Here is a 12,881-nt window from a genome sequence, read left to right on the forward strand (position 1 = left end):
ACGGCTCGGTTTTGCTCAGGTGGCGGCTGTGGAGCCGATGGCCTGGCGTTGCAGCCAGCCTTTCAACACCTGAGACACCGATTCTTCGATGGTCAACTCGGAGTTGTCGAGCAACTGCGCATCAGGCGCGGGCTTCAAGGGCGCAACGGCCCGGTTTTGATCCCGGGCGTCACGGGCTTCGAGGTCCGCGCGCAACTCGCTGAGATTAGCAGAGATCCCTTTTGAAATCAATTGCTTGTAGCGGCGCTCGGCGCGGCAAGCCGCGCTGGCCGTCATGTAGAGCTTGTAGGGGGCGTCGGGGAAGATCACCGTGCCCATGTCGCGCCCGTCGGCCACCAGGCCGGGCAGAGCGCGGAAGCTGTGCTGCAAATCGACCAGCGCCAGGCGCACGGCGGGCAGGGCCGATACCTTGGAGGCGTTCATGCCGGCTTCCTCGGTGCGGATGGCTTCGGTCACATCGTCGCTGCCCAGCCACACCTTGCCGTCTTCAAAACGCACCGGCAGGGTGCGGGCCAGATCGGCGATCGCGGTTTCGTGCTCGGTGCTGATGGCCAGCCCGGCGCGCAGCGCGGCCAGCGCGGTGATGCGGTACATGGCCCCCGAATCCAGAAAATGGTAGCCCAGGCGGGCCGCCACGGCCGCGGCCACGGTGCCCTTGCCCGAGGCCGTGGGGCCGTCGATGCAGATCACCGGGATGCGCTGGGTCGGGGTGCTGACCAGGCCGAACAAGGCCTCGAAGTAGTCAGGGAAGGTCTTGGCCACGCACTTGGGGTCTTCGATGCGCACGCTCACGCCGTCGGGGTTGAAGGCCGCCAGCGAGAAGCACATGGCCACGCGGTGATCGTCGTAGGTGTGGATGCTGGCGCTGCGCCATTGGCCGGCGGGCAGCGGGTGCACGCGCAGCCAGTCGGGGCCTTCTTCGACCGTGGCGCCCAGCTTGCCCAGTTCGGCCACCATGGCGGCGATGCGGTCTGTTTCTTTGACGCGCCAGCTCGCGATGTTGCGCAAGGTGGTGGGGCCGTCGGCGTACAAGGCCATCACGGCCAGCGTCATGGCGGCGTCGGGGATGTGGTTGCAGTCGAGGTCAATGGCTTTTAGCGGCCAGTGTTGGCGCGAGATCTCCAGCCAGTTGGCCCCGCCTTCCACCTGCGCGCCCATCAGGCGGGCGGCTTCGACAAAGCGGATGTCGCCCTGGATCGAGTCCAGGCCCACACCCTGGATGCGCACCTTGCCGCCCGGTTGGTGGGGTTGGGCCAGGGCGCCCAGCGCCACAAAGTAGCTGGCCGACGAGGCATCGGCCTCGACGTGGATGTCGCCGGGCGATTGGTAGCGGCTGCCTGCCGGAATGGTGAAGCGGGCCCAGCCCTCGCGCTGCACCTGGATGCCGAAGCGCTGCAGCAGGTTGAGCGTGATCTCGATGTAGGGCTTGCTGATCAGCTCGCCCACCACCTCGATCACGATGTCTTGCGTGGCCGCCAGCGGCAAGGCCATCAGCAAGGCCGTGAGGAACTGGCTGGACACATCGCCCCGCACCGGGATGGGCTGGTCGAGCTGGAGCTTGGGCGGGTGGATGTGCAGCGGCGGGTAGCCCTCGTTGCCGGTGTAGTCGATCTGGCAGCCGAGTTGGCGCAGGGCGTCCACCAGGTCGCCGATGGGGCGCTCGTGCATGCGCTTCACGCCGCTCAACTCAAAGTCACCCCCCAGCAGGGCCAGGGCAGCGGTGAGCGGGCGCATGGCGGTGCCGGCATTGCCCATGAAGAGCTTGGCCTGGCGCTGCCCCAGTTGGCCGCCCAGGCCGTCGATCTCGAGCACGCTGCCTTGCTGGCGCAGGCCGCAGCCCAGCGTGCGCAGGGCGTCCAGCATCACGCGGGTGTCGTCCGAATCCAGCAGGTCGTGGATGCGGGTGGTGCCCGCGCTCAGGGCCGCCAGCAGCAGCACGCGGTTGGAGATGCTTTTCGAGCCGGGCAGGGTGACGGCGCCACCGGCACTGGCGAGCGGGGGCAGGTCAAGGAATTCGGTGCTGAACATTATTTGGCGGTGCGGGGGGCTGCCAGGCGCCATTGCGCGCGCACCTGGCTGGCCCGGTCGATGAGGGATTCCAGGGCAGGGCCCTGGTCGGCTTCGAGTTGGGCTTCAAACTCGGCCAGCGCGGCCTTGAAGTGGCGCGTCTGGGTCAGCAGCTCTTGCCGGTTGGAGCGCAGAATGTCGCGCCACACCTTGGGGTCGCTGGCCGCGATGCGGGTGAAATCGCGGAACCCGGGGCCGCCCAGGGCCATGTAGTCGTCGCCTGCCGGCTGGCTGGCAATGCCGTTGATGAAGGCAAACGCCAGCAGGTGGGGCAGGTGGCTGACGGCCGCAAATGCGGCGTCGTGCTGCTCGGGCGACATGTGGATCACCTGCGACCCAATGGCCGTCCACACCGTGGCGGCCTTTTGCAGGTGCGCAGTCAGCGTCTTTTCGAGCGGCGTCAGGATGACCTGGCGGCCCTTGTACAGGTCGGCATCGGCATGCTCGATGCCCGACACTTCTTTGCCCGCGATCGGGTGGGCCGGCACAAACGAGCCGATCTGGTCGCGCAGCGCGGTGCGGGCGGCCTGCACCACGTCGGTCTTGGTCGAGCCCACGTCCATGATCAGCATGTCGGGCGTGACCAGGTGCTTGATCGCCTTGAGCGTGGCCTCGGTGGCCGACACCGGCACCGCCACGATCACGATGTCGGCCCCGGCCACGGCCAGCAGCGCCGAGGGCGCGGCCAGGTCGATCACGCCCATCTGGCGCGCTTTTTCGGTGGTGGAGGGCGACTTGCTGTAGCCCACCACCCGCTTGACCAGGCCTGCCCGCTTGAGCGCCAGCGCAAACGAGCCGCCCATCAGGCCGCAGCCGATCAGGCCCAGTTGCTCAAACATGGCGGGCTCCGGTGAGGGGGTAGTGCATCTTTTGCAGGCTCAACGCGGTCATCAGGTTCATCAGGCGGCCCCGACGGGGTAGGAGCCCAGCACCTTGTAGAAGGCGCACAGGCTGCTCAGCTCTTCGAGGGCCTTGGCCACATTGGGCTGCGAGGGGTGGCCGTCGAGGTCGATGTAGAAGTAGTACTCCCAATGACCGGTGCGCGCCGGGCGCGATTCGAAGCGCGTCATCGACACGCCATGGGTCTTCAGCGGCACCAGCAGGTCGTGCACCGCGCCAGGCCGGTTGGGCACCGACACCACCAGGCTGGTGCAGTCGTGGCCCGAGGCCGGCGGCGTGGCCTGCGTCTGCGGCAGGGCGATCACGGCGAAGCGGGTGCGGTTGTAGGCCTCGTCCTGGATGGCGTGGGCCACGATGTGCAGGCCGAACAGGGTGGCAGCACGCTCGCTGGCCAGGCCGGCCCAGGCCGGGTTGGTGGCCGCCAGGCGGGCGCCTTCGGCGTTGCTGGACACCGGGCGGCGCTCGGCGTGCGGCAGGTGCTTGGACAGCCAGGCCTGGCACTGGGCCAGCGCCTGCGGGTGGGCCAGCACGGCCTCGATGCCGTCCAGCGAGGCGCTTTGGCGCAGCAGGTTGTGCCGCACCAGCAGGCTCACCTCACCGATCACATGGGTGGGCGTGTGCAAAAACAGGTCGAGCGAGCGGGTGACCACGCCTTCGACCGAGTTCTCCACCCCCACCACGCCGTACTGGGCGCTGCCCGCGGCCGTGGCGTGGAACACCTCGTCAAAGTTGGCGCAGTACATCAGGTCGGCGGCGCCGCCAAAGAACTCGATGGCGGCCTGCTCGCAGAAGGTGCCTGCGGGCCCCAGCACGGCCACGCGCTGCGGTGACTCCAGGGCCAGGCAGGCCGACATGATCTCGCGCCAGATGGCGGCCACATGCTCGTCCTTGAGGGGGCCAGGGTTGGCGGTCTTGATCTTTTCGATCACCTGGGCCACGCGGTCGGGGCGGAAGAAGGGCGTGCCTTCACGCTTCTTGACCTCGCCCACCTGCTCGGCCACGTGGGCGCGCTGGTTGAGCAGGCTGAGCAGTTGCTGGTCAAGCGAGTCGATCTGGACGCGCAGATCGCCCAGGGTGGGCAGGGGGGCGTTGGAGGGCTGGGTCATGGTGCGTCTCTGGGCTGTGGCTCTGGGCGGGTGGCGCTCAGGCCTTTGTTTTTTCGAATTCGCGCAGGTAGTCCACCAGCGCCTGCACGCCAGCCAGCGGCATGGCGTTGTAGATGCTGGCCCGCATGCCACCCACCGACTTGTGGCCCTTGAGCTGCAGCAGCCCGCGCGCCTTGGCGCCGGCCAGGAAGGCGTCGTTCAGCGACTCGTCGCGCAGCCGGAAAGGCACGTTCATGCGCGAGCGGCCTTCGGGGGCCACCGGGTTGGTGTAGAGCTGCGACTGGTCGATGAAACCGTACAGCAGATCGGCCTTGGCCTTGTTGCGCGCCTCCATGGCGGCCACGCCGCTCAGGCCGGCTTCGGTCTGGCGCTTGAGCCACTGGAAGGTCAGGCCGGCGATGTAGATGCCGTAGGTGGGGGGCGTGTTGTACATCGAGTGGTTGTCGGCCACCAGCTTGTAGTCAAACGCGCTGGGGCAGGCCTTGAGCGCATGGCCCAGCAGGTCTTCGCGCACCACCACCAGGGTCAGGCCGGCGGGGCCGATGTTCTTTTGTGCGCCGCCAAAGGCCATGCCCACGCGGCTCCAGTCAACCGGGCGCGAGGCCACGTGCGACGAGAAATCGATCACCAGCGGGGCGTCGCAGCCCAGGGTCTTCAGGTCGGGCAGCTCTTGAAACTCCACGCCGTGGATGGTCTCGTTGCTGCACAGGTGCACATAGCGCGGCGCCTTGCTGAGCTGCCAGGTGGCCGGGGCCGGCAGGCTGGTGTGGCCGTCGGCCTTGTTGCTGGCGGCAATGTGCACTTCGCAGTACTTGCCCGCTTCCTTCTGGCTTTTGTCGCTCCAGGAGCCGGTCACCACAAAATCAGCCGATTCGCCGCGCGACAGGTTCAGCGGCACGATGGCGTTCTCGGCCAGGCCACCGCCCTGCATGAACAGGATCTTGAAGTTCGCTGGCACCGCCAGCAGCTCGCGCAGATCGGCTTCGGCCTGCTCGTAGATGCTGATGAACTCTTTGCCGCGGTGGCTCATCTCCATGACGCTCATGCCGCTGCCGTGCCAGTCGAGCATTTCGGCGGCAGCTTGCTGCAGCACCTCTTCGGGGATCGCGGCCGGGCCGGCCGAGAAGTTGTAGGGACGCGTCATGAACAGAACCTGTAACAAAAAGACCCGGGGCCCAGCGGGCCCCGGCGGGTGGGCATCAAGGGGCGCCTGGGTGTCAGGCCTCGCCGGTGGGCTCAGCGCCCGGGTTGCCTTCGGCGCTGTCAGCACCGTCGGCACTGTCCGCGCCTTCGGCTGCCGCCACGTTGGCATCGTTTTCAACAATGCGCTGCAGGCCGGACAGGCGTGAGCCTTCGTCCAGCGCGATCAGGGTCACGCCTTGGGTGGCACGGCCCAGTTCGCGGATCTCACCCACGCGGGTGCGCACCAGCACGCCCTTGTCGGTGATCAGCATGATCTCGTCGTCGGCATGCACCAGCGTGGCGGCCACCACCTTGCCGTTGCGTTCGCTTTGCTGGATGGCAATCATGCCCTTGGTGCCGCGGCCGTGGCGGGTGTACTCGGTGATCGAGGTGCGCTTGCCGTAGCCGTTTTCGGTGGCGGTGAGCACGCTTTGCTGCTCGTCTTCAGCCACCAGCATGGCGATCACGCGCTGGTGCTCTTCCAGCATCATGCCGCGCACGCCGCGGGTCTGGCGGCCCATCTGGCGCACGTCGTTCTCGTCAAAGCGCACCGCCTTGCCGCCGTCGCTGAACAGCATCACGTCGTGCTTGCCGTCGGTCAGTGCGGCGCCAATCAAAAAGTCGCCCTCGTCGAGGTTCACGGCAATGATGCCGCCCTTGCGCGGATTGCTGAACTCGTCGAGCGGGGTCTTCTTCACGGTGCCCATGCTGGTGGCCATGAAGATGAAGTGATCGGCCGGGAAGCTGCGGTTTTCACCGGTCAGCGGCAGCACCACATTGATCTTCTCGCCTTCGGCCAGCGGGAACATGTTGACGATGGGGCGGCCCCGCGAGCCGCGCGAACCGGCCGGAACCTCCCACACCTTGAGCCAGTACATGCGGCCGCGGTTGGAGAAGCACAGGATGTAATCGTGCGTGTTGGCAATGAAGAGCTGGTCGATCCAGTCGTCTTCCTTGGTGGCGGTGGCCTGCTTGCCGCGCCCGCCCCGCTTTTGCGAGCGGTATTCAGACAGGGGCTGGCTCTTGATGTAGCCGCTGTGGCTGAGCGTGACCACCATGTCGGTGGGCGTGATCAGGTCTTCGGTGCTCAGATCTTGCGCGCTGTGCTCGATCTCGCTGCGGCGGGCGCCCAGCTTGGTCTGGCCGAACTCGGTCTTCACCACGGTCAGCTCGTCGCCAATGATGGTCGACACGCGCTCGGGCTTGGACAGGATGTCGAGGAAATCGTCGATCTCGGCCATCACCTCTTTGTACTCGGCCACGATCTTGTCTTGCTCCAGGCCGGTCAGGCGCTGCAGACGCATCTGCAGAATCTCTTGGGCCTGGGTTTCAGAGAGGCGGTACAGGCCGTCGGCCTGCATGCCGAACTCGAGCTCCAGCCCGTCGGGGCGGTAGTCGTCGGCATTGACCACGCCGCCATCGGCACGGGTGCGGGTGAGCATCTCGCGCACCAGCTTGCTGTCCCAGCTCTTGAGCATCAGCTCGGCCTTGGCCACCGGCGGGGTGGGGGCGTTGCGGATGATGGCAATGAAATCGTCGATGTTGGCCAGGGCCACGGCCAGGCCTTCCAGCACGTGGCCGCGCTCGCGGGCCTTGCGCAGGTTGAAGATGGTGCGGCGTGTCACCACCTCGCGGCGGTGCTGCAAAAAGACCTCGATCAGGTCTTTCAGGTTGCAGAGCTTGGGCTGGCCGTCGATCAGGGCCACCATGTTCATGCCGAAGGTGTCTTGCAGCTGGGTCTGCTTGTACAGGTTGTTCAGCACCACCTCGGGCACTTCGCCCCGCTTGAGCTCGATCACCAGGCGCATGCCTGATTTGTCGGACTCATCCTGGATGTGGCTGATGCCTTCGATCTTCTTTTCGTGAACCAGCTCGGCCATGCGCTCTTGCAGGGTCTTCTTGTTCACCTGGTAGGGCAGCTCGTCCACGATGATGGCCTGGCGCTGGCCACGGTCGATGTCCTCGAAGTGGCAGCGTGCGCGCATCACCACCTTGCCGCGCCCGGTGCGGTAGCCGTCCTTGACGCCATTGATGCCGTAAATGATGCCGGCGGTAGGGAAGTCAGGCGCCGGGATGATCTCCATCAGGTCATCCACCGTCGACTCGGGGTGGCGCAGCATGTGCAGGCAGGCGTCCACCACCTCATTGAGGTTGTGCGGCGGGATATTGGTGGCCATGCCCACCGCAATACCGGCCGAACCGTTCACCAGCAGGTTGGGCAAACGGCTGGGCAACACCAGGGGTTCTTTTTCGCTGCCGTCGTAATTGGGCCCGAAATCGACCGTTTCCTTGTCGATATCAGCCAGCATTTCGTGGGCGATCTTGGCCAGGCGGATTTCGGTGTACCGCATGGCTGCCGCGTTATCGCCGTCCACCGATCCAAAATTACCTTGACCATCCACCAACATATGGCGCAAGGAAAAATCCTGGGCCATGCGCACAATGGTGTCGTACACCGCGCTGTCACCGTGCGGGTGGTATTTACCAATCACGTCACCCACGATACGCGCCGACTTCTTGTAGGGGCGGTTCCAGTCGTTGTTCAACTCGTGCATGGCGTACAGCACGCGCCGGTGAACTGGCTTCAAGCCGTCTCGGGCATCGGGCAGCGCACGCCCCACAATCACGCTCATCGCGTAATCGAGGTAGCTGCGCCGCATTTCCTCTTCGAGACTGATGGGCAGAGTTTCTTTGGCGAACTGGGTCATGAGAGGTGGTGTTTGCGGCAGGAAAGGCTCATTTTACGGGCAACGCCCTGTCGCGAACTAGCAACAAACCGTGCATATTGCGCGCTTGTCCTGCATGGAGCTTGAGCGCGACCCCAAGGCGCGGCGAACGGGTGTGGCACAATTTAAGCAACGTTTTTGGTGGTGGTCACTGGAAGCGTACGTATTTGCCGCGCGGCTGCGGCTTTTTCCCCAAGAGGAGAACCATGAAGAAACTGAACAAAGTGGCGATGTTGTTTGCCTCCGCTGCCCTTGCAACCGCTGCTGGCGCTCAAACCGTCGACAACTGGAAGAACGGCACCGGCGAACTCGTCTGGAAGAACGGCACCAACGAACTGTGCTGGCGTGATGCCAACTGGACCCCGGCTACCGCCGTGGCCGGTTGCGATGGCGCTATCGCTCCGAAGGCTGCTCCGGCTCCGGCTCCTGCCGCTGCCCCGGCTGCTGCTCCGACTGCTCCGGCTGCTGCTGCTCCCGCTGCCGCTCCGGCTGCTGTGGCTGCAACCAAGGTGACCTACGCTGCTGACGCCTTCTTCGACTTCGACAAGTCGGTTCTGAAGCCCGAAGGCAAGGCCAAGCTGGACGATCTGGTCGGCAAGGTCAAGGACATCAACCTGGAAGTCATCATCGCCGTCGGTCACACCGACTCGGTGGGCTCGGTGGCCTACAACCAGAAGCTGTCGGTTCGCCGCGCTGAAGCCGTGAAGGCTTATCTGGTGTCCAAGGGCATCGAAAAGAACCGCGTGTACACCGAAGGCAAGGGCAAAAGCCAGCCTGTGGCTGACAACAAGACCGCCGAAGGCCGTGCGAAGAACCGTCGCGTGGAAATCGAAGTGGTTGGCACCCGCGCCGCCAAGTAATCCCTTTCGGGTTACAACAAAAAGCCCCGGCAACGGGGCTTTTTTTATGTCTGCATCACAATTGCACCATGACTGAAGCACAGACCTCCGCGCCCACCCTCAATGCCGACCCGGCCGAACTGGCCAAGTTTTCAGATCTGGCCCACCGCTGGTGGGACCCCGAAAGCGAGTTTCGACCCCTGCACCAGCTCAACCCGCTGCGCCTGGACTGGATCAACGCCCAGGCTCCGCTGGCCGGGCGCAAGGTGCTCGACATCGGTTGCGGCGGCGGCATTCTGTCCGATTCAATGGCCCGCAAGGGCGCCGACGTGCTGGGCATCGACCTCGCCTCGAAGGCGCTGCGCGTGGCCCAGCTGCATGCGTTGGAGGCCGGCACCACCGGCGTGCAATACCGAGAAATCAGCGCCGAAGCCCTGGCCCTGGAGCAACCCGGCCAGTTTGACGTGGTCACCTGCATGGAAATGCTGGAGCACGTGCCCGACCCGGCCTCGGTCGTGCAAGCCTGCGCCACCCTGGTCAAGCCCGGTGGGCATGTGTTCTTTTCGAGCATCAACCGCAATGCCAAGGCCTTTTTGCTGGCCATCGTGGGCGCCGAATACGTGCTGAACCTGCTGCCCCGCGGCACCCATGAATACGCCAAGCTGGTGCGCCCCAGCGAGCTGGCCGCCTACTCGCGCGCCGCCGGCCTCGATTGGCAGCAAACCCGCGGCCTGGGTTACAACCCGCTCACCCGCCGCTACTGGCTGCATGACGACACCAGCGTGAACTACATGGTCTCGACCCGCCGCTCCACCGCCGCCTGAAGAAGAAGGCCCCCTGCATGTTCGACCCCACCCTCCAAGCCGTTCTGTTTGACCTGGACGGCACCCTGATCGACAGCGCCCCCGACCTGGGCGCCGCAGCCGACCAGATGCGCCTGGCCCGTGGCCTGCCCTCGCTGCCCTACGAGCGCTACCGCCCCATGGCCGGCGCCGGGGCCCGCGGCATGCTGGGCGAGGCCTTTGGCGTGACCCCCGACCACCCCGACTTTGCCGCCCTGCGCGAAGAGTTCTTTCAAAACTACGAAAGCCGCCTGACCCAGGCCACCACCATTTTTGAGGGCGTGCCCGAGCTGTTGGCCCAACTGGTGGGCCGGCAGCTGCTCTGGGGCGTGGTCACCAACAAGTCGGCCCGCTTCACCGAGCCGCTCACCCGCGCCATGCCGCTGTTCAGCACCGCCTCGGCCATCGTCAGCGGCGACACCACCCCCCACGCCAAACCCCACCCCGAACCCCTGTTCGAGGCCGCCCGCCGCCTAGGCGTGCCCCCCGAAAAATGCCTGTACGTGGGCGACGACGAGCGCGACATCATTGCCGGCCTGGCCGCCGGCATGGGCACCGTGGCCGCCTGCTACGGCTACCTGGGCCAGCGCACCGACACCGCCCAGTGGGGCGCCCACGCCGAAATTAAATCTCCGCTCGAGCTCTTGCAATGGCTGCCCGCAGCCTAAAATAGAGAACTCTGGGGCTGCACTGGTTTCGACGTGGGTTCGGACGCGCAGCAGGGCATGTCGAGGTTCAGTCACCTCGTTAAACAGCTGAAAAAAACTAACTGCAAACGACGAACGTTTCGCACTCGCCGCTTAAACACCGGTGAGCCTCACAACAGTCGGCCAATGGGCTGGGCAAGGGTGCCGCAAGGCGTCCAGGCTGTGGGGTAATTTTCATTGGCTGGCTCTGTGTCGGGTACCTTGGCATGGGGCGAGAAAGTAGGGTGCTGGCGTCTTGTACAGCGTGCGACTGCGCGGTACAGGGTGTGAGACTCAAAACAGATCGCTAAACATGTAGAACTGTTCGAAGAAGGCTTGCGGACGGGGGTTCAAATCCCCCCAGCTCCACCACCATCACCAACCCCCGCCAATGAGTTTCCCTCTGGCGGGGGTTTTTCTTTGCCCCCAGGATTGGCTGGTTTGGGCCGCCAATTCACACCGGATTCACACAGGATTCACACCGATCCGGACGCTGTTTTGGGGGGCGTCTTGGGCTTCTGGTAGTCCTCGCGGATGAACTTGCCGTAGGTCCGGAACACCATCTCCACGTCCTCATGCCCAAGCTGAGCCGCAACATACCAGGGGTTATGGCCAGCGGTCAGCAACACTGACGCATAGGTGTGCCGGACTTGGTAGGGGTTTCGGTACTTGATTCCCGCACGCTTGCACAACGGTTGCCACAGCGTCTTGCGCAGTTGGGCATCTGTCGTCCATGGTTCTCGCGTGGAAGGATTCAGCCAGATCCTGCCGCCGCCGTCTGGCGAAAGGGCTCGCTGTGCATTCAGGGCTTCGGTGGCGGCCTTGTTCAGGTCCACCTCGCGTCGGCCTGCCGCTGTTTTGGGAGCCTTGATGACCCCTGCGACCTGGTTTTGTGTGATCTTGGCGACCTTTGCTTTCAAATCAATGTCGGGCCAACTCAGCGCTTGCAATTCCCCTGGGCGAAGCCCAGTGGCAAACCAGAATTGCACCATTGGCCGTTCATCTGCCCGGCAGGCGCTCAGTAGTTTCATTCTCTCCTCTGCGGAATATGGATCGATGACGTAGTCGCTGGCCTTTGCCGTCTGGCGAATCAGCTTACCCAGTGCTATTCGTTCGAAGGGGTTAAATTCAATCAGGCCATCATTGAGGGCGTCTTCCAGCACGCTGCGCAAGGGAATCATCAAATTGCGGATGAATTTACTGGTGCATTCGATGCCGCTGATCCAGTCGCGCAAATCGCTGGGAGTCACCTCGTTGACGCGCACGTTACGCCAGCGTCTCATCCTCTCGCTGGAGATCGCTTTGGCGTAGCCGGCGAAAGTTGAAGGCGACAGCTTCCCATTTTTCACCTGGCGCTCGTAGGTGTCCCGTTGGCGCTCCAGCAAAACGCCGACACGTTGCTGGTTGGGGCGGACCATTGCCGCACGGGGGCTTTCCGGGAAATAGTCGCCGTACTTGAAGGTCCCGTCGGTGATCTTGCGCCGAATCTCAGACCGCAGATTGCTGGCATATTGGATTGAGCCCTTGTTGATCGGTGCCGGGGGAAGCAGCTCTCTGCACTGCTTGCCCATCCAGGAAAAGGCAATTTGAATACGTGGTCCGGTTGCCTGATCGCGAATCGTTACCCCTGTCGGAAGCTCGATTGCGCTTGTCTTTCCACCCATTTGTTGAACTCCTCTACGTTGACATAAAGCCGCTTCTTGGTGCCTAGCAGCGTGTGGACCCCATCCAGCCAGATTCCTCGCTTGCGCCGGGTGTGAACCGTTTGGGGTGTTTCGCCAGTCCGACGGCAATGCTCTGCAAGCAGCACCCATCGGTAAGCTGGTGCTTCTGTGGTTTCTTGTGGCTCGGTATTCCGGCTCATAAATGCTTTCTGAATAGGGTCGCGTTGATGAAATTGAACAGGGCGGTGTTTGTCGCCCGTTCTCTGACTGCGGGGCCGCAGGTTTTTCGAGCGAAACTCAATTGCTACTCCTGCGGTGCGTGCTCAGGGGGCAAGGCGTCATCGCTGTGCGCCCATCCCGATAGACCAGCACCTTTCCCATCCGACTCGGCAGCGCAAAGGCATCCATCGCCCCAGGCCGCCCATCAAAGGGCCGCAGCTCAGGGGCCTTGTAGGATTCGACTGACGCCCGGCAAGCCGGCGCAGGCAGCAGATGCGCCGTTTGAGGAATGGCCGGCGGTGGCACCACTGCCACCAGCGTGCGCGGCACCAGGTTGCCCTGGCCATTGGCCACGGCGTTGACGGCCTCGAGGCCCCTCTTGGTGATCTCGTACCGGGCCGGCCGGCTCATGTCGACACGGGCCACGGTGCCGCGCTTGACCATGCTGGCCACGCGAACACCGGGCGCCGTGGTGCCGATGTGCTTCAGCTTGCCGAACTCGTCCACCGTCAGCGGGCCGTGCTCTTGCAGGTGCTTCAGGATGGCGATGGTGCTGGGTTGGTAGGTGGGGCCCATCATGCTCAGGCCTCCGCGCGAAGCGCATAAAAGGTTTGAACAAACCGGTCCCGCCAGGTGGACCAGGGGCAATC

10 protein-coding genes and 1 other RNA gene are annotated in these 12,881 nt (G+C 64.4%); 4 read left to right on the forward strand and 7 right to left on the reverse strand.

The genetic code is table 11. The annotated features are described in order from the left end of the window. Positions 1–15 precede the first annotated feature (15 nt). From F624_RS0127860 to gyrA, 5 genes are all read right to left on the reverse strand, one after another. Positions 16–2,028, reverse strand: a complete 2,013-nt coding sequence (locus F624_RS0127860) for a bifunctional 3-phosphoshikimate 1-carboxyvinyltransferase/cytidylate kinase (RefSeq protein ID WP_019577670.1) — start codon at positions 2,026–2,028, stop codon at positions 16–18. After that, the gene (locus F624_RS0127865) at positions 2,028–2,906 is read right to left on the reverse strand and encodes a prephenate dehydrogenase (RefSeq protein WP_019577671.1); all 879 of its coding nucleotides are present in this window, start codon (positions 2,904–2,906) and stop codon (positions 2,028–2,030) included. Before F624_RS0127865 ends, F624_RS0127860 begins: the two co-directional genes overlap by 1 nt. A 60-nt stretch (positions 2,907–2,966) precedes the next feature. Continuing rightward, positions 2,967–4,073 carry a prephenate dehydratase gene (gene pheA / locus F624_RS0127870; protein ID WP_019577672.1) on the reverse strand — a complete coding sequence of 369 codons (1,107 nt, stop codon included), beginning with the start codon at positions 4,071–4,073 and terminating at the stop codon, positions 2,967–2,969. Positions 4,074–4,110: 37 nt separating this feature from the next. Next, positions 4,111–5,217: a 3-phosphoserine/phosphohydroxythreonine transaminase gene (gene serC / locus F624_RS0127875; RefSeq protein ID WP_019577673.1), complete on the reverse strand. Its 1,107-nt coding sequence runs from the start codon at positions 5,215–5,217 to the stop codon at positions 4,111–4,113. 73 nt (positions 5,218–5,290) lie between these two features. Then, the gene (gene gyrA, locus F624_RS0127880) at positions 5,291–7,963 is read right to left on the reverse strand and encodes a DNA gyrase subunit A (protein WP_019577674.1); all 2,673 of its coding nucleotides are present in this window, start codon (positions 7,961–7,963) and stop codon (positions 5,291–5,293) included. 224 nt (positions 7,964–8,187) lie between these two features. On the opposite strand from gyrA, the gene ompA reads away from it, so the two are divergent. The 4 genes from ompA (at position 8,188) to ssrA (ending at position 10,720) form a co-directional block, all read left to right on the forward strand. Then, the gene (gene ompA, locus F624_RS0127885; protein ID WP_031256513.1) at positions 8,188–8,841 is read left to right on the forward strand and encodes an outer membrane protein OmpA; all 654 of its coding nucleotides are present in this window, start codon (positions 8,188–8,190) and stop codon (positions 8,839–8,841) included. Between the two features lie 68 nt (positions 8,842–8,909). Further along, positions 8,910–9,644 (forward strand): bifunctional 2-polyprenyl-6-hydroxyphenol methylase/3-demethylubiquinol 3-O-methyltransferase UbiG, encoded by a 735-nt coding sequence (ubiG, locus tag F624_RS0127890; protein WP_019577677.1) that lies wholly within the window; start codon positions 8,910–8,912, stop codon positions 9,642–9,644. A gap of 17 nt (positions 9,645–9,661) precedes the next feature. Next, a complete protein-coding gene (locus F624_RS0127895; RefSeq protein ID WP_019577678.1) occupies positions 9,662–10,330 on the forward strand; it encodes an HAD family hydrolase in 669 nt (222 codons plus the stop codon). A gap of 13 nt (positions 10,331–10,343) precedes the next feature. After that, positions 10,344–10,720: a transfer-messenger RNA gene (gene ssrA, locus F624_RS34420) on the forward strand. Between the two features lie 104 nt (positions 10,721–10,824). Here ssrA and F624_RS0127900 read toward each other — a convergent pair. Beyond that, positions 10,825–12,012, reverse strand: coding sequence for a site-specific integrase (locus tag F624_RS0127900; RefSeq protein ID WP_043426886.1), 1,188 nt, complete (start codon positions 12,010–12,012; stop codon positions 10,825–10,827). Between the two features lie 297 nt (positions 12,013–12,309). Next, complete coding sequence (locus tag F624_RS0127905; protein WP_019577680.1) at positions 12,310–12,810, reverse strand: helix-turn-helix domain-containing protein; 501 nt, start codon at positions 12,808–12,810, stop codon at positions 12,310–12,312. Positions 12,811–12,881: the final 71 nt, after the last annotated feature.

This window comes from Curvibacter lanceolatus ATCC 14669 (assembly GCF_000381265.1).
GTDB lineage: Bacteria > Pseudomonadota > Gammaproteobacteria > Burkholderiales > Burkholderiaceae_C > Curvibacter > Curvibacter lanceolatus.